Below are 15,416 nucleotides of genomic sequence, written 5' to 3' on the forward strand. Positions count from 1 at the left end.
GAGATGGGGGTCCCCTGCATTGTTGGAACAACGAATGCAACAAGTGTGTTGAAAGATGGGCAGATCATCACAGTTGCAGCTTCCCATGGCGTTGTGTTTGAAGGAAAGGTGGGGCATGAGACCTCTCGGGAGATCCACGCATTCAAAGCGAGCAGGCTACGGACAAAGACGCAGGTCAAGGTAATTGCCGATCTGCCAGAATATGCAGAGAGGGCTGCAACAACAGGAGCAGACGGAGTAGGGCTCTGCAGGCTGGAGTTTATGATTGCTGACAATGGGGTGCATCCGGCATGGTATATAAGAGAAGGGAAGGAGGAAGAGTATACTGCAATGCTTGTTGAGAGCCTTTCAAAGATTGCTGGAGCCTTTGAAGGAAAGCCTGTTTGGGTCAGAACTTCTGATATACGGACTGATGAGTACAGGAACCTTAAGGGAGCTGACCGGGAGCCGAAAGAAAGCAATCCGATGATAGGGTGGCATGCAATACGGAGAGGATTGGATGAGCCGAAGATTTTGAAGGCCGAGTTTCAGGCAGTCAAGGAACTGCATAAACGAGGATTTACGAATGTCGGGGTGATGATCCCTTTTGTGATACGGGCTTCTGAGGTTGCTGCTGCAAAGGAGATCATGAGGGAGATCGGGATGGAGCCCCTTGAGGATGTTGAGTTTGGAGTTATGGTTGAGACGCCTGCAGCATGCTGGATTATTGATGAACTGTGCAGGGAGGGGATCAGTTTTGTTTCGTTTGGTACCAATGACCTGACGCAGCTTACGTTAGGTATTGACCGCAATAACGAGAAGATCGCAAAGCTGTTTGATGAGATGCATCCTGCTGTGCTTGGAGAGATCGAGATGGTGCTTTCTGTTGCAAAGAAATACGGAGTCCAGACTTCTATCTGCGGCCAGGCTGGAAGCAAGCCCGAAATGGCAAGATTTTTGGTGAAGCGAGGCTGCACGTCAATCTCTGCAAACCCTGATGCTGTTGCGAAGATCAGGGAGACGGTTGCAAAGGTTGAGAAGGAGTTAGGAGTGAAGTAATTATTTGGTTGACTTCTTATTATGCTCTTTGAAATCATTAGCCAGACTTTTGAATTGAGTTTTAAGATGATTGTGATCCGATTTAAGCTGTGCAAGCATGATTCCTATCGTAAATGTGGCCCCAATATTAAATATTAACAGGCTTAGGATGATATCCTCTGTACTCCAAGATCCTCCACTAAGCTTAATCAGAATTTGGATAATGATAAATATCCCGAATAGGATTAATAGTGCTTCAATTAGCTTTTCGATTGCTCCGGGTATTGTAATTTTAAGCACCTAGCCGTTTCATAACCAGCCATATAACCAGGACAATGAGGACGATGAGCATGACCCATAATAGTGGGGTCAATCCTTTCTTGTTCATGATGGCTGTTGGGTATAATAGGAGCTTATATAGTTTACTCTTTTTGTTTAACAACCACAATCCTCCTTGTCAGGCTCTTATGGATATACATTGAGAACTCGTTTTCTATCTTTAATTTCGCATCTTTTATTAATTTTCTATAATTGAGATTATGCGGGAATATAATTACTGCTTTTTTCTGCAGGTTTCCTTTAAGAACTTTCAAGAACTCTTTATAAAAATTATTTTTTATCTTCTTGGTGTTCATTCCATACGGCAAATCTGTCACCACATAATCCACTGAGGTGTTCCATTTCAACGAGTCTCTGTTCTCCAGATTTATGTTCTTTATTTTTAGAAAATCGATATTCTTTTTGCATTTCTTCAATATTTCCCTGTCGATATCATAGCCTATTGGCTTCAATCCCATCAATGACGCCTCTATCAAGATCCCGCCAGTTCCGCAGAAGGGGTCGAGAAGAGTTCCTTTCTCTATGCCTGTGAGGTTTATTGCAGCTGCGGCCAGCTTCGGGCTCATCGCTATGGGCAATAGACCGGGGAGCTTGTTGGCTTTTCTTTCCTCAAAACTGTGCTTCGGGATTGTTTTGAGAATAGCTGCGTATGCCTTTTTTCCGAAGAAGAAGGTGAATTGCGTTTTTGGGTTTGAGAGATTGACTTTTGGGTTTTTGATTTTTTTGAGGACAAGAGGAGCGATTTCCTCGAGCTTTAGATGCGATTTTCCTTTGAGCCTTACAGCGCAGTTTTGCCTGTAGGCTTTGTTCCAATTGTATTTTTTTATTTTTTCCGGCAATGAGGGTATGCTGCATTCAAAGAGAAGCGTGTAGGCTTTTCTTGTAAAGGCAAGCCGTTTTATTAGTTTTTTGATTTTGATTGCTTCATTATTACCTTTTTTTTCATTGATTTTTTTATTTTTTATTATTAAAAAATTATTATCTAATTTCCAATCTGGTTTTTTTATTTTTAAGAGCGCTATTGCTTCTGCCGCGGCTAATCTGATATTCTCCTTTGAGAGCTCTAGAACAATCATAGAAGTTATTTATTTCAGCTTTTTATTAAGCTTCTTGTAGGAAATCCAGATGATGATGAGGAGCTCGATCAGGAGGATAATCGGCCTTGCGATCCTTGCCATGTCTGAATAATAACGGGCTGTGCCAATGAAGACTGAGATGATGCCGCCAAGCATGAAGCCTGTGCCGACCCATTCATTGAGGCGGTTTGCTTCTGTGGGAAGATAGACGCCAAGGAAGATTGCAATAAGGCCGAAGATGCTTGAGACGATAAATACGACCAGATTGTACTGCTTGTTTGCCTCATTGAGATTTTTCTGGCAGAAGTTGCAGCTGTATTCTGTTGGGCAGCTGTATTCGTCATAGTGGTAATCAGGGTAGCCTTCCTGAGCAGAGCAGGATTCTAATTCTTCATCAGTGGGAGCGTTGTATGGCTGGCAGCTTTCCCTTGTTCCGGTCTTTTCTGAAGTTAGAACCGGGCGCACAAACTTCTCTTTGCAGAAGTCTTCATATCTGGGCTGGGGATAGATCGCTTCAATGGTCGCCTGGACTAATACTCCGAAGAGGATTGCGATGACGAGGATGATGGCGATCTTGCGAATGTCCATATCCAGCCAAAAGGCAGGGGGGTTTAAAAACTTATTGTTGCAGACTTTGAGACTGATGAATCAGTTTTCTTCGACTTCGCATGGTTGTAATGCCGGAGAAGAAGACAAGATCTCGGTTTTGTATTAAAATAGGCTATTAAACGTACTTTTATTAGGTTTAATGGTTGTTTCAATAAATCTGGAGTTCAATAAATCAGAGTGGACAATTTCTAAACGCAAAGTATTTAAAGAAGAATGTCAAAAGCAATAGAGGATGACAGATTCCGAAGATAACGAAAACCGCACTAATCCCCGAATTTTCAATAAGATTGAAATAATTCCACTAATTGTTGGATTAATTATTATATTCTTTGTAGGATATATTGTTAAACTCTTATTGCCTCCACAATATCAAATATTTTTCTATATCTTTGTTGGCTTAATAATTGTGAGTATTGGTGTAATAGTATACTTCAGTATTAAAAATCAAGAATTTCGAGAAAAGACTATTTCTGTCATTAAAAAATTGTTAGCAGAGATTAATAAATTAGGTATTAATTTTCTAAAAAATATTGGAGAAAGAGGAAGAGCGAAGAAGAAAGAGCGACTTCCTATACCTGATGACTTGAAAAATAAGGTATATGATATCGCAAGTGGTAAATGTCAAGAATGCGGAAAAAAAGGGAATCTTAAGATACATCATATTGACGGAAACCCCTCAAATAATAGGATTACCAATTTGGTTCTCTTATGTGGAAATCATCATGATGATGCTGATAAAGGGGTAATACCTAAATGGAGGCTTAAAAATATTAGAGATAAACAAGCAACTCCCGACCACACTTCTTACTCAAAATAGAAATTGCCCCTCGATTCTTTGACTTTATGTATCACTTCGTTCTTTTGATAGTCAAACTCCAGATTTACTCTGCGGTCGCAGGTCGCCAGAACTCCACTTCGTTCGTAACTGGCGACGAAAGTGGCCTCCTCCACCGCCCTAAAGGGCAGGGGGTTTAGACTCTAGTTCGCTACGCTCGCTCTAAAAATTCTTTCTGTAATTTGTCTGTGAGATAAAAATAGCAGATCATTGCATCAAATGTTACTGCATGAATAGAAAGATCTGACTTTATCTTTATTCCCGCATTTTCCAAGAGTGCTCTCGCCATGTAAAACATGCTGTAATAACTGGCATTGACTACCCAGAGCAAGCCATTGAAGCTAGTAAAACCAAGTGATTCTTGTTTTTTAGGGTTGGTTGACAACTCAAATAATGCTTTTGCAGAATCAATTGAATCGTCAGCGTTCTTGATGAAAAAGTCTACATGTGCTGGCTTTCCTTTTGATTTTATTACGCCATCACTGATAAATTGCTTAACCCTGTTTTCTGCTTCTTTTAACTTTCTTTCATCCAACATTTATGACCGCCCCCTCTGGATTAGTCTATAAAACAGTTCTGCACCATATAAGATTATGTGCTTGTTTAATATCTCATTCATAACATTTTTTTCATCACGCTTGGAAAGCATTTCGTAAACACTTTCAAAGCCTATAACCCTTTCCTCAAAAGGTAAGCCATAATTTGATGCAATGTTGTGGAGGAACTTCTCATGGAACTCAACTTTATCTGTACTGTCCACTATCAATAGGATATCTACATCTCTTGGTTTATTGGAATCCACTGCTGAACCGAACATAAGCAAAACAAAACTATCTTGTTTGATTTTAGTGAGAACCTCTTCTACAAAAAGTTTAATATCCTTGAATTTACTCAGTAAGATATCTCTCCTTAAGTACTCAGCAAAAACAAGGGTTTCATGATGGATTTTATAATTTAGACTAAGATTTTTATGCTTATCTTGCTCAATAAGTTTAGCATCTATTAATGGATGTATTGCGCGATGTGTAAGGGATACATGCATTTTTAGTCTTCTTGCTACTTCTCTAAGAGTGAATGATTCGGTTATACGACCAGTAAATAATTGCAGTACTTTAACCGTAGACTTATTAATGTACATACTGTTCACCTTTATATGAACAAGTGTTCACTTAAAAGTATATAAATGTTTCGGTTTCACGAGGTTTTCTCGCCTATGGGCGTTGAACAAAGGGTCACTCATACCTCGCCAGCAAACCCTGCTTACGGGCATTCCTGATGCTCCTTCCTAAGAAGATGCTGACAAGGACAAGAAGGACAAGACTCGCAACAAAAGAATAGATAATCCCGTTCCAGTGGATTGGAGTGTTGTTTAAGACTGCACGCATGGCCTCAAAGACATAGGTTGTTGGAAGAATGACGGCAACATTCTGCGCCCAGGGAGGCAAGGCGGAAACAGGATAGAACACTGCAGAGAAGGGCTGAAGTATCCAGACAACCGACCATGCAAAGACCTGGATTCTGGAGCCGTACTTGAAGAGAAAGGAGGTTATAAACAATCCTACTGCATAGCCAAACAACATCAACAGGACAACAAACAGCGCAAAGTTCATGTATCCTATAGAGACGATGCTGAAGGAATACAGAAGATAGGCCATGGCGATAAGGAACAGGAATGCCACAGCTGCGCGCGCTGTGCTGAAGATCACCAAAGCAAGGATCATTTCTGTGACGCGCAATGGAGAGCTGAAGAGGTTATAGAGGTTCCTGCTCCAGAAATCTTCCAGAACGAAGACCGTCACATCCTGTGCTGACCTCCAGAGGAATATCCAGATGATTGCCCCTCCAATGAAGACGCTGAGGACATTCACGTCTGCGAGCGCTTTAATGTAATAGCTGGCAAATCCCCACAGAAAAAGGTCTATCATTGGCCAGTAGAAGATGTCAAAAATCCTGTCCAGGCTGTTCAGGGAGATATACCAGTACTTCATCAGCATGGCGTGGATCCTGTAGAGCTTCACTTTTCCCCTCTTGATATTTTTATGAACACATCATCAAGCGAAGGCCGCTTGATTTCCATATCCTTGAGCTTATAGCCGCGCTTGAAGAGCGAGTTCATGATCTTGTAGAGATCTTCTCCAGTTGCAGAGATGTCAAATACAACATGATGCGGCGCAGGAAAGATGACGTTGATGTTTCGCTCCCTGAAAAATGCTTCCAGCTTCTTGTCTGCCACAAGGAACTTCATTGAGACACGCTGCTGCTTGATCATTTGCTTGAGATTTGATGCTGTGTCAATCTTTATGATCGTGCCTTTGGACATGAATGCTATCCTGCTGCAGAGCTCCTCAACCTCATACATGTAATGGGAGGTAAAGAGTATGCTTGCCCCTTTTTCTCTCTGGTAGTCTTTGATCATGGTGCGGGTGGTCTCTGCAATATCGGGGTCAAGACCAACAGTAGGCTCATCGAGAAGTATAAGCTCCGGATCATTGAGGAATCCCTTGCACAGGCCAAGCCGCGTCCTTTCTCCGGAACTTAGTGTGTTGGAAAGGCTATCCTTGAGGCTGAAGATCTTAAACCTCTTCAGCAGATCGTCAATCTTGTCCTGAGGATTCTTAAGGTTGTAGAGCTTTGCATAGACCTTGAGGTTTTGGTTGACAGTAAGGACATCTGACAAACCGAAATAGGCTGAAGCAACATTCATCCTGTTCTTTACGTATTCCCAGTCTTCTTCAGGCTGCTTCCCTAAAATCCGGATTGATCCTGAATCCTTTTCCACAACTCCTGAGATCATGTTGATTGTTGTGGATTTTCCAGCCCCATTTGGGCCAAGAAGACCGAAGATTTCGCCCTTCTTTATGGAGAAGGATATTCCTTTGACTGCGTCTGTCCTGCGGCCTTTGCTGAAATAGGACTTCTGGAGGTTGGAGATTTCAAGGGCGTTCATGTCTGAAGAACTGTCGGTAGAGAAAGATTTATATAGGTTTTCTTTTCAATATGGAAAATATGAAGAGGGGGAGACCTGTCAAGAGCCCTATCCGGCAGAACATTATCGAGCTTCTGTTCTTTATGAAGAAAGGGTATGGGTATGGCATCTATAGGAATTACAAAACGCTTTTTCCTGCTGTGACTATGAGGAGCATCTATTATCACCTGAAGAAGGGCCAGGAGACAGGAGAGTTCAAGATCCATAAGATTGAAAGGGAGAGAGGAGACTATTCCTGGGGTGTTGAGGCTGAGAAGATTTGGTACGAGCTTGGAGATGCTGCTTTTCCGATGGGAAATGAGAAGGTTAAGGAGATGTTTGAGAAGAGATGAATGATGCGGATAACCTATTGGGCCAGGGTTATATGACCGAGACGAAGCCGAGGCAATGAACCCTTGGGGGTTTCTGCAGAGTCGTTGACGAAGGGTGCTCTAAAGTTTAGGATCTCTATGCACTATATCTTGCCTATTAAATCCAAGCTGGGCTTAAGAGTTTTTTCTCCAGGTTTCCAGCTTGCCGGGCAAACTTCTCCTTTGTGTTCTTTAACGAATATGGCCGCCTGAAGTTTACGCAAGAGTTCCTTTGCGCTTCTGCCGATACTGTTGTCATGTATTTCATACGCTTTCAGCACAGATTCAGGATCAATAATGAAACTGCCGCGCAGGGAAAGCCCTTCTTCTTCAATATATGTGCCAAATTCTCTACATAATTTTCCAGTTGGGTCAGCTACCATTGGAAATCTGATTTTTTTGATAGCTGGAGAATGATCATGCCAGGCCTTATGAACAAAAACAGTATCTGTGCTTACGCTTAAAACTTCAGCCCCTAATTTCTTGAATTCCTCATAATAATCAGCAGCTTCCTCTAATTCTGTAGGGCAGATAAAGGTAAAGTCAGCTGGATAAAATATCACGATTAGCCATTGACCTTTATAGTCGGAAAGTTTAAGTTTTTTTATTTCCTCCTTTTGGAATGCTTCCAATTCAAAATTTGCAATTTCAAGATCTGAAATTTTCTGATTAATCCTTATCATAATTTTTTACCCCCAATTATTCAGTTGATATACACGACCTTTTTATATTTTATCATTTTGGCGCCAGAAGTCAACGATTTCATATAACACCGCGCGCCGATATGTTCTCTCTAGACAGAGAAACTCTACCTCAAATCTGCAGCTGCATAGAGGATATTTAATTCAGGATCATATGCGAAACCTATTCCTATGGTAGAGTGGCGTTCAAGGAGATCATGATGCTTAGGCGAATCTCTCCAGCCCTTAGCTATCTTACAGAGGGCTGCCTCATCATACTCGTGTAGTGGATCATCTATGCTCACAGCTGCTATCACTTCTGCCAGTGTGGCGGACTCCAATTGGAAAAAATGGTGAAGTTCTCCATTCCTCATCATCGCTATGCTTTCCTGTGTTGCTGCATGAGCAAGGGCCAGGTCATACTCAAAGTATTTGCTGAACTCAACCTGGAGAAGATGCTGGAGCCTGGGACATAAGCTGTCAAGCCAGGGGATGATGTCCATTACGCAGTTCAGAGGCAGTGTTGTTTAAAAGTTTTTGCACTGCTATTCCACCTTGCAGGAATGCACCCAGTCCATCTGGTACAGGATATTTGGCAGCTTGTTGATGTCGTTCTTTTTGCTCTGGATAAGATAGGTAAAGATCATCACCGGAGTCTCTTTTTCAATCTCCACTGACATAACCTTGTATTTGTTGAGGTTCTGGGCCAGGAGATTCTTTAGCTCTTTCTGGGGGATCAATCGGTTTGTTTTTATGACCAGTTTCCTTTGGTAGCTGCCAATCCCCTTTTTCTCGAGGTAGGTGTCTACCAAGATGACAAGCCAGATCAGCCCGTACATGACACCCGCCATCCAGAACTCTCCTAATCCTATGAGGAGGCCAAGGATGGAAAATGCCCATATGCTGGTTGCGGTTGTGAAGCCGTGCGTCCTGTCTCCGGACTTGATTAACGCTCCTGCGCCAAGAAAGCCGATTCCTGTCACGACGCTCCCCAATATCGATAAGGGGGTTTCAGTTCCAAGCTCAACAGAAACGATTGCAAGGCCTGTGGCGCCGATAGTCACAAAGACGAATGTCCCAAAACCAACAGGCTTATGGGATCTCTGGCGCTCAAGGCCAAAGACTACTGCAAAAATGAACGCAACGATAAACCGGAGAGCAATTTGTGTAGGGTCCATAACACACCTTATGCTGCGTTCTGCCGCTTGGTTTGATCCGGTTGGGTGTAACTTCCGGTCTCGTATAATATCGGAAGTGGAGTTCTTGTTTCAATTGTCCGACCGAGCTTCCCATCGATTTTTGCGTATTGCCTGTAAACCCCAATGATGCCGTGGGGATTCTCCGGATTTATGGCTGATCGCTCATGCATCAAGAAGAATTCTTCCTTGAGACCATCCTTGCCGAAGTGCGTCACCTTTCCCATGCCGAAATCGGTATACGGCGTATGCTTAATCTGGAATGCCTGGGCGTTGATCCCCCCATAGATTTTGGGAAGCTTTATTGCAAGGCGCGTCTTTGTGCCTATATTTCCCTGCAAGGGAACTGAGCCATCATAGGAGCAGAAATCTGCAGGCAAGTCTTCTTTTATAGTGCTCTTGGCAGATTTGCATCCGGCAAGCGAGGCAAGATAGGATTTTGCAGTCTCAAAACTGCTTTTCTTGTCTTCATTTCCCATCTCATAGACCCTTGCAACCTTATCATCTAAGGAATCATAGATAAATACACCATCAGTATTTGCCAGGCTATCAAAATATTCAAAGAGGCTGCCGTCTTTTCCATCCAGAGACTGAAACTCGCTCATGTGTTCAGGACTGGGTGTGACTCTTTTGTCCTTAACAAGGGCATCAAGAAGCCTGTTTCCATCTGAAACTAATAGGAATCCGGCATAGATATGATTCTCGTCAAGACCAGGCCTATATGGCCTTTTTTTTTCTGGTGAGATTATTTTCCCATCTTCTATGAAGCCAAGACAGGCTTCAAGGTTATTCGTCACATGGTATTCTACCATATCCTGAAAGATGTTTCTAGGTTCCATATACCTATTAATATACAAATTCCTATATTTATATTTAACTGCATGATATTTTTTATTTTTTGTCACTTTTAGAAAGATTTATATACATAAATAAAAAGATTGATGCCTAAAGTAGGACTAAGACGCCAGGATGAAACGCTCCCAGGATGATGTGGCATTCCTGTATTCAGAGAATGCTGCGGCTAGGATCATTACACTCAGTAAATTGCTCAAAAAGAGCCCCCAGCGCCTCAAGTACACCCTGGCAGTACTTGAAAAGCAGGCTATAGTCCATCTTCCATTCTGTGTCTTTGATTATTCCTATTTTGGGCTGCTCCTCTTCAGGGTGTATTTCAAAGGAGCTTACATCAGCGAGCAGGACAAAAAAGTGCTGCTCGAGACCCTTGCCAACCATGACTATGTTGTTTCCCTGTACGAGCTTCATGGAGAATTTGATCTTGTCCTGGAGATTGAGACTCCGAATCCATCCAGGTTTAATAAGGAACTGAGGAACATCTTTGTTCTGCTGAAGACCCTGCCCCACTATAAAGTCATTCTCAATTTGGTTACGTATATGTATCCCCGGCTTTATCTTATCTCGAACAAAAACCTCGAATCCTGGGTCCCGTCCTATATCATTATAGGCGGTGACCGCGGAGTTGCAGAATTCAGCGACTATGACAAAGCAGTTATGAAAATCCTTCTGGCGAAGCCAAAGGCCAGAATGACAACCCTTGCAAGGGAAAGCCACGTGAATATCAAAACTGCCAGATCTGCATTTCAGCGGCTCTCTCAGAAAGGAGTGATCAAGGGGATCAAGTATGTCCTGGATAGCAACAAGCTCGGCATCAACAAATTCAGGATTTTCCTTAAGCTCCATAACATGAGCAAAGAGAGGGAGCATGAACTGATGGAGCATCTCCGCAAAACACCAGAGATTGTCCAGGCGCATAAGACTGTAGGAGATTGGGATATGGAGATGGACATGGAATCCTATGATAAGGCAGTGATACGGAGGTTAACCATTGAGCTGCGTGAGCGGTTCAAAGATATCATAGAAACGCTGAATATCATGGAGTTCTACCATTATTATAAACGCTCCTACCTTCCTCAGTACTTGTTTAGGGAGGAAGCACCAAAAATTTAGCGGCTTCTCCTGATTTTTTCAAAAAACCCCATAAGGGTATGGCCTTCCCGCCTTGTGGGCAGTGATTTCCCGATAAGGCGTTTCCAGACTGAGCGCTGAGTGTTCCTGCGGCGATCTGAGGTGAACGGCAAGGCATCTATCGTTGCATTGATCTTTCTGAGGAGATGCGTTTTCTCGTTTCTTGGCAAGGGAATGATATGCTGCCCAATCTTCTTTTTTTTGGAAGCCTTGAATATTTCATAGAGCAGGATGGCAAGCGCATGAGAGATATTCAAAGAGCTATACTTTGGGGATGTTGCGATGGTTACTGTGAAGTCACATTGCGCAATCTCTGCATTGGTGAGCCCGTTTCCCTCCCTGCCAAGAATCAAGGCAACTTTGGATTTGACAAGGGAGCACATCTTCTCTCCAAGCTGCTCAGGCGTCATCGGCGAGCGGAGGATATTGTAGGAAGAGCCAATGTTTCCTGTTGTTCCAATGAGGTAATCCCAGGATTTCAGGTCATTGAAGGATCTGAGTAGTTTGGCTTTTTTGAGAAGGGTTTTTGCCCGCTTTGCCCTTTGCACCGCTTCGCCGGAGAGATGATCGCATTTTGGATTGACAAGAACAAGATTATTGAAGCTGAAGTTTGCCATGGCGCGGCCAACAGCGCCAATGTTTCCGGGAGTTTCCGGCTCGATGAGGACTATAGAGAGCATCTTGATGAACTTTTTAATTGTTTTGGACTATCTTGGGGTTTGTTTAATTGAGTTTATTGACGTTCTTTTTATTTTTGATCAATCTTTGTCATCAGTTTGGATTTCCAGCTCTTAGCACTTTTTCGACAACTACTACGATCTCAGGAAACTCCTTTTTGTCTGCGTCTTCTCCAAAATGCCCTTCATCTTTATATTCGTGATATTCTGCATTAAGCTTTTCTTTTATCAAGCGCGGCTCAGAGACCGGAATAAAAGGATCATCTTGAGATGCGAATATCACTATTTTTCGAGCGTTTCTTCTGATTTGATCCCATTTCCATGGCTCATCAAAATAGCCGCTTTTCTTCTCAATCTCATTATCCAAATCTGAATGGTAGACTCCAACGAGGATTGCAAGCTTACATTTATTTTCTTCGAGATATTTCAGTATTGCTATAGCTCCAGATGAGTGCCCAATCAAAATGGAGCCCTCATCCTTGGATAATTTTTCATTAATAAACGGAATCCATATATCTTTTCTTGCCAGTTCCGGATCAGGCATATTTTCAGCGATTACCTCCAGCCCGGTCTTTTCTAATTCGCCCTTAACGTATTGATACCAATTGCTTGTTATCGGGGTGTTGCCGTTGCCTGGAATGATGAGGGTTTTCATATTTTAATTGGCAATTAAAAATAATTATTTCTTTTTCGCTCGGTATTGAGTAGTATTGCCCAGTTTTTCAGTATACCTGCACTTCGGGAATTTGGAACAGCCCAGGAACTTGCCATAGATCGATTTCCTTAAGACAAGTTTTCCATCCTTGCATTTGCTGCAGGCAGCGCCTTCCCTTTCTGAGACTATCTTATCCTCTTCCTTTTGCTGGGCTTCATCTGCTTTTTTTGACGGGCAATCCTTGTTGATGCAGATCTCCTGGGGCCGTTTCGCCTTCTTAATGAGCATGATCATGGGATGGCTGCAGTGCTCGCAGATCTTTTCTGAGTTTTTTACGAGAGCGTTTGATGGAAGAGAAAAAGTGGTTTTGCAATCAGGATACTTGTCGCAGGCTACAAACCTGCCGAATTTTCCTCGGCGCATCATCAGCGTTCCTTCGCTGCAGGTTGGGCATTTTCCGATGGTATTCTGGATGTCACGGCTCTCCTTGTTTGCCTGGCCAAGCTCTTCTCCAATGGATTTTTCTTTTTGCTTGAATTCCTTGAAGAGCGCTGTCAAGACCTCTTTTGCCTCTCTCAGGACTTCGTCTTCCTTCTTTGCCCTGCTCCGGATCTCCTCCATCTCCATCTCAAAATGGCGGGTGAGGTCTTCATCAAGAATTGAGGGAACGTTTTTTTGCAGGGTTGCGACAGTCCGTATTCCAAGCTCTGTTGCCTGAATCTGATTTCCATGGACATAGCCCCGCTCAAAGAGGGTATCTACGATTTGGGCCCGAGTTGCTTTTGTCCCGAGATTTTTCCGCTCAAGCTCTTTGATGATTGAAGCAGGAGTATAGCGCTTTGGAGGCTGGGTTTCCCGGTCATGCATGGAGATCTTTACAACTTCGACTCTATCCCCCTTGTCCAATGAAGGAAGGGTCTCCTCCTCCAAGGAAAGATAAGGCTCATAGAAGACATGCCAGCCTTTCTCTTTCGTATGGGTTCCCTTGGCAACAAAGAGCTCCTTGTTTACGTCGATACTTATCTTTTGCGTCTCCCGCACTGCAGGATCCCCAAAACATGAGAGGAATCTTCTCACAACCAGATCGTACAGCTTCATAGCCTTTTCATCAACTGCTTTTGGGGCAAGCCCTGTCGGATAGATAGCTGGATGGGCAGGGTCTGTCTTTTTTCCCTCGTTCGGCTTGAGGCCCTGGAATCTGCTTATAAGAGATGCATACGGGGGCTGCTTTGAAAGCATGTCCATGATTTTTCCATACTCTAATTCCTTTGGCAGCTTTTGGGAGGATGTTCTTGGATAGGAGATGAACCCTCCGGTATAAAGATCCTGGGCAAGGCTCAGGGTTTTCTTCGGCTGGAGCCGCAGGGCACGGTAAGCCTCAGTCTGGAGCGATGTGAGGTCAAAAGGAAACGGAGGCTGCTGGAGGAACTCTTTTTTTTGGCTATCAGCAACTGCCCCTTCTTTTTTTCCCTTGACATGCTGCATCACAAGCTCTGCCTCTGCTCTCTCCCAGAACTTCTCCTTGATATGATTTGCATTGAATTTTTCGCCTTTGGCTTTTGCATTAAGGAGCACATCCCAGTAAGGAGCTGGCTTGAAGCTCTGGATTTCCTTCTCCCTCTCAACGATGATCTTGAGCGCGGGCCCCTGGACCCTGCCAGTCGACATAATCTTGAACATGCCTGAGGTCTTGATGGCTGCCGTCAATGCCCTGCTTGTATTGATCCCATACATCCAGTCAAGGAAATGGCGCGTCTCTCCTGCATAGGCCTGGCCCCAGTCGAGGCTTTTTGACTTGTGGTCATAGGCCTTGAGCAAGTCTGGCTTGGTTAAGGTAGAGAATTTCATCCTTCCTGCGTCTTTTTGATTGCAGAGAAAGCGGATAACATTAAGGCCGATCACCTCTCCTTCAATGTCGTAATCGCAGGCTACGGTGAACTCGTCTGCCTGCTTGGCAAGCTTTTTGATCACCTGCGCGTACTTTTGTGTATAGGCTGACTGCTTTCTTTCTGAGGATGCTGTCCATTGGATATCAAAAACAGGATATGCCCAGCCGTTTTTCTGCTTTTCATCAACCGTGAAGAGATGGCCGACTGCACAGCTGACAATGATGTCCTTCTTGCCATGCGTAATCTTGTAATAAGGAACTCCTTTTTCTGATTCCTTGATCGGTTTGCCGTCGGCAAGAGCTTCTGCTATCTTGCTTGCTGCGCTTGGCTTTTCTGTGATGATCAGCTCGGTCATTGCCTAGAAAAATGGAATATGTTTTAAAAAGGTTTGTATTGGCAGTAAAAAAGATTATTAAGCCGGAAATGTTGCAGTCGTCTGAGTCCTCATGAATAAAGCACGATCAATCTACAAAATGCTTCTGAAGAAGTATGGATATCAGGGCTGGTGGCCTCTGCTGGAGCTGGAAGAGAAGGATCCAAACTCCAGAGGATACCATCCCGGAGACTATGGGTATCCAAAGAATGACGCCCAGAGATTTGAAATCTGCTGCGGGGCAATCCTGACCCAGAACACTGCCTGGAAGAACGTTGAAGCTGCATTAAGGAATCTGAGGGATGCAAAAGCCCTCCAAGCTGAGCAGTTGCTGAGAGTACGATTGCCTCAGTTGAGAGTATTGATACGGCCGGCAGGCTACTTTAACCAGAAATCTGCGTATCTGCGGACATTTGCGGCATTTTTCAGAAAGCTGGATGAGAGGATTCCGGGAAGAGATGAACTGCTTGGGCTGAAAGGCATCGGGCCGGAGACTGCCGACAGCATGCTACTGTATGCGTTTAAGCAGCCGAAGTTTGTGGTGGACGCGTATACGAAAAGGATGTGCTCTCAGCTTGGATTGATTGAGAGTTCAAAATATGATGACGTGAAGGGGTTTTTTGAGAGGCAATTGCCGAGAGAAGTTCCATTATACCAGGAATATCACGCACTCATTGTGGAGTATGCGAAGAGAAATTATACAAAGAAGATTACGTGCCCGATTGATGAGTCTTTATAAGAAGGTGATGCC

18 protein-coding genes are annotated in these 15,416 nt (G+C 43.6%); 5 read left to right on the forward strand and 13 right to left on the reverse strand.

Annotated features, from left to right (window positions below):
* On the forward strand, nucleotides 1-1,038 hold a 1,038-nt coding region (locus tag VJB08_03710), incomplete at its 5' end, for a putative PEP-binding protein (protein ID HLD43063.1).
* A gap of 401 nt (nucleotides 1,039-1,439) precedes the next feature.
* Here the strand turns inward: VJB08_03710 and VJB08_03715 are convergent.
* Nucleotides 1,440-2,432 (reverse strand): DNA methyltransferase, encoded by a 993-nt coding sequence (locus tag VJB08_03715; GenBank protein ID HLD43064.1) that lies wholly within the window; start codon nucleotides 2,430-2,432, stop codon nucleotides 1,440-1,442.
* Between the two features lie 9 nt (nucleotides 2,433-2,441).
* Nucleotides 2,442-3,020, reverse strand: coding sequence for a hypothetical protein (locus tag VJB08_03720; GenBank protein HLD43065.1), 579 nt, complete (start codon nucleotides 3,018-3,020; stop codon nucleotides 2,442-2,444).
* A 253-nt stretch (nucleotides 3,021-3,273) separates the two neighbouring features.
* Between VJB08_03720 and VJB08_03725 the strand changes: the two genes are divergently transcribed.
* Entirely contained in the window at nucleotides 3,274-3,858 is a 585-nt protein-coding gene (locus tag VJB08_03725; protein ID HLD43066.1) for an HNH endonuclease signature motif containing protein, read from the forward strand.
* 169 nt (nucleotides 3,859-4,027) lie between these two features.
* Here VJB08_03725 and VJB08_03730 read toward each other — a convergent pair whose 3' ends face one another.
* From VJB08_03730 to VJB08_03745, 4 genes are all read right to left on the reverse strand, one after another.
* Nucleotides 4,028-4,414, reverse strand: coding sequence for a hypothetical protein (locus tag VJB08_03730; protein ID HLD43067.1), 387 nt, complete (start codon nucleotides 4,412-4,414; stop codon nucleotides 4,028-4,030).
* On the reverse strand, nucleotides 4,415-5,014 hold the full coding sequence (locus VJB08_03735) for a hypothetical protein (protein ID HLD43068.1): 600 nt from the start codon (nucleotides 5,012-5,014) through the stop codon (nucleotides 4,415-4,417).
* Nucleotides 5,015-5,108: 94 nt separating this feature from the next.
* Nucleotides 5,109-5,894 (reverse strand): ABC transporter permease, encoded by a 786-nt coding sequence (locus tag VJB08_03740; GenBank protein HLD43069.1) that lies wholly within the window; start codon nucleotides 5,892-5,894, stop codon nucleotides 5,109-5,111.
* The gene (locus VJB08_03745; GenBank protein HLD43070.1) at nucleotides 5,891-6,823 is read right to left on the reverse strand and encodes an ABC transporter ATP-binding protein; all 933 of its coding nucleotides are present in this window, start codon (nucleotides 6,821-6,823) and stop codon (nucleotides 5,891-5,893) included. The genes VJB08_03740 and VJB08_03745 overlap by 4 nt, the downstream gene beginning before the upstream one ends.
* Nucleotides 6,824-6,882: 59 nt before the next feature.
* On the opposite strand from VJB08_03745, the gene VJB08_03750 reads away from it, so the two are divergent.
* A complete protein-coding gene (locus tag VJB08_03750) occupies nucleotides 6,883-7,194 on the forward strand; it encodes a hypothetical protein (protein ID HLD43071.1) in 312 nt (103 codons plus the stop codon).
* Nucleotides 7,195-7,316: 122 nt separating this feature from the next.
* On the opposite strand, the gene VJB08_03755 is transcribed toward VJB08_03750, so the two are convergent.
* The 4 genes from VJB08_03755 to VJB08_03770 form a co-directional block, all read right to left on the reverse strand.
* Nucleotides 7,317-7,895, reverse strand: coding sequence for a redoxin domain-containing protein (locus VJB08_03755; GenBank protein HLD43072.1), 579 nt, complete (start codon nucleotides 7,893-7,895; stop codon nucleotides 7,317-7,319).
* Between the two features lie 125 nt (nucleotides 7,896-8,020).
* Nucleotides 8,021-8,395, reverse strand: a complete 375-nt coding sequence (locus tag VJB08_03760; GenBank protein HLD43073.1) for a hypothetical protein — start codon at nucleotides 8,393-8,395, stop codon at nucleotides 8,021-8,023.
* A gap of 42 nt (nucleotides 8,396-8,437) precedes the next feature.
* Nucleotides 8,438-9,070: an MgtC/SapB family protein gene (locus tag VJB08_03765; protein HLD43074.1), complete on the reverse strand. Its 633-nt coding sequence runs from the start codon at nucleotides 9,068-9,070 to the stop codon at nucleotides 8,438-8,440.
* Between the two features lie 8 nt (nucleotides 9,071-9,078).
* Nucleotides 9,079-9,927 carry a hypothetical protein gene (locus tag VJB08_03770; GenBank protein ID HLD43075.1) on the reverse strand — a complete coding sequence of 283 codons (849 nt, stop codon included), beginning with the start codon at nucleotides 9,925-9,927 and terminating at the stop codon, nucleotides 9,079-9,081.
* Nucleotides 9,928-10,057: 130 nt separating this feature from the next.
* Between VJB08_03770 and VJB08_03775 the strand changes: the two genes are divergently transcribed.
* Complete coding sequence (locus VJB08_03775) at nucleotides 10,058-11,053, forward strand: Lrp/AsnC family transcriptional regulator (GenBank protein ID HLD43076.1); 996 nt, start codon at nucleotides 10,058-10,060, stop codon at nucleotides 11,051-11,053.
* Here the strand turns inward: VJB08_03775 and VJB08_03780 are convergent.
* From VJB08_03780 to topA, 3 genes are all read right to left on the reverse strand, one after another.
* Nucleotides 11,050-11,751 (reverse strand): TrmJ/YjtD family RNA methyltransferase, encoded by a 702-nt coding sequence (locus VJB08_03780; GenBank protein ID HLD43077.1) that lies wholly within the window; start codon nucleotides 11,749-11,751, stop codon nucleotides 11,050-11,052. The two genes, VJB08_03775 and VJB08_03780, sit on opposite strands and share 4 nt — an antisense overlap.
* 91 nt (nucleotides 11,752-11,842) lie before the next feature.
* The gene (locus tag VJB08_03785) at nucleotides 11,843-12,403 is read right to left on the reverse strand and encodes an alpha/beta hydrolase (GenBank protein HLD43078.1); all 561 of its coding nucleotides are present in this window, start codon (nucleotides 12,401-12,403) and stop codon (nucleotides 11,843-11,845) included.
* 24 nt (nucleotides 12,404-12,427) lie between these two features.
* The gene (topA, locus tag VJB08_03790) at nucleotides 12,428-14,647 is read right to left on the reverse strand and encodes a DNA topoisomerase I (GenBank protein HLD43079.1); all 2,220 of its coding nucleotides are present in this window, start codon (nucleotides 14,645-14,647) and stop codon (nucleotides 12,428-12,430) included.
* A gap of 91 nt (nucleotides 14,648-14,738) precedes the next feature.
* Between topA and VJB08_03795 the strand changes: the two genes are divergently transcribed.
* Nucleotides 14,739-15,404: an endonuclease III domain-containing protein gene (locus VJB08_03795; GenBank protein ID HLD43080.1), complete on the forward strand. Its 666-nt coding sequence runs from the start codon at nucleotides 14,739-14,741 to the stop codon at nucleotides 15,402-15,404.
* The last annotated feature ends 12 nt before the right edge of the window (nucleotides 15,405-15,416 follow it).

The organism is Candidatus Nanoarchaeia archaeon, assembly GCA_035290625.1.
Lineage (GTDB): Archaea > Nanobdellota > Nanobdellia > Woesearchaeales > DATDTY01 > DATDTY01.

What these genes read in the sequence shown, in the direction of transcription:
- VJB08_03715 (HLD43064.1), bottom strand. Translation starts at nt 2,432, where the DNA reads ATGATTGTTCTAGAGCTCTCAAAGGAGAATATCAGATTAGCCGCGGCA.
- VJB08_03720 (HLD43065.1), bottom strand. Translation starts at nt 3,020, where the DNA reads ATGGACATTCGCAAGATCGCCATCATCCTCGTCATCGCAATCCTCTTC.
- VJB08_03725 (HLD43066.1), top strand. Translation starts at nt 3,274, where the DNA reads ATGACAGATTCCGAAGATAACGAAAACCGCACTAATCCCCGAATTTTC.
- VJB08_03730 (HLD43067.1), bottom strand. Translation starts at nt 4,414, where the DNA reads ATGTTGGATGAAAGAAAGTTAAAAGAAGCAGAAAACAGGGTTAAGCAA.
- VJB08_03735 (HLD43068.1), bottom strand. Translation starts at nt 5,014, where the DNA reads ATGTACATTAATAAGTCTACGGTTAAAGTACTGCAATTATTTACTGGT.
- VJB08_03745 (HLD43070.1), bottom strand. Translation starts at nt 6,823, where the DNA reads ATGAACGCCCTTGAAATCTCCAACCTCCAGAAGTCCTATTTCAGCAAA.
- VJB08_03750 (HLD43071.1), top strand. Translation starts at nt 6,883, where the DNA reads ATGAAGAGGGGGAGACCTGTCAAGAGCCCTATCCGGCAGAACATTATC.
- VJB08_03755 (HLD43072.1), bottom strand. Translation starts at nt 7,895, where the DNA reads ATGATAAGGATTAATCAGAAAATTTCAGATCTTGAAATTGCAAATTTT.
- VJB08_03760 (HLD43073.1), bottom strand. Translation starts at nt 8,395, where the DNA reads ATGGACATCATCCCCTGGCTTGACAGCTTATGTCCCAGGCTCCAGCAT.
- VJB08_03765 (HLD43074.1), bottom strand. Translation starts at nt 9,070, where the DNA reads ATGGACCCTACACAAATTGCTCTCCGGTTTATCGTTGCGTTCATTTTT.
- VJB08_03770 (HLD43075.1), bottom strand. Translation starts at nt 9,927, where the DNA reads ATGGAACCTAGAAACATCTTTCAGGATATGGTAGAATACCATGTGACG.
- VJB08_03775 (HLD43076.1), top strand. Translation starts at nt 10,058, where the DNA reads ATGAAACGCTCCCAGGATGATGTGGCATTCCTGTATTCAGAGAATGCT.
- VJB08_03780 (HLD43077.1), bottom strand. Translation starts at nt 11,751, where the DNA reads ATGCTCTCTATAGTCCTCATCGAGCCGGAAACTCCCGGAAACATTGGC.
- VJB08_03785 (HLD43078.1), bottom strand. Translation starts at nt 12,403, where the DNA reads ATGAAAACCCTCATCATTCCAGGCAACGGCAACACCCCGATAACAAGC.
- topA (HLD43079.1), bottom strand. Translation starts at nt 14,647, where the DNA reads ATGACCGAGCTGATCATCACAGAAAAGCCAAGCGCAGCAAGCAAGATA.
- VJB08_03795 (HLD43080.1), top strand. Translation starts at nt 14,739, where the DNA reads ATGAATAAAGCACGATCAATCTACAAAATGCTTCTGAAGAAGTATGGA.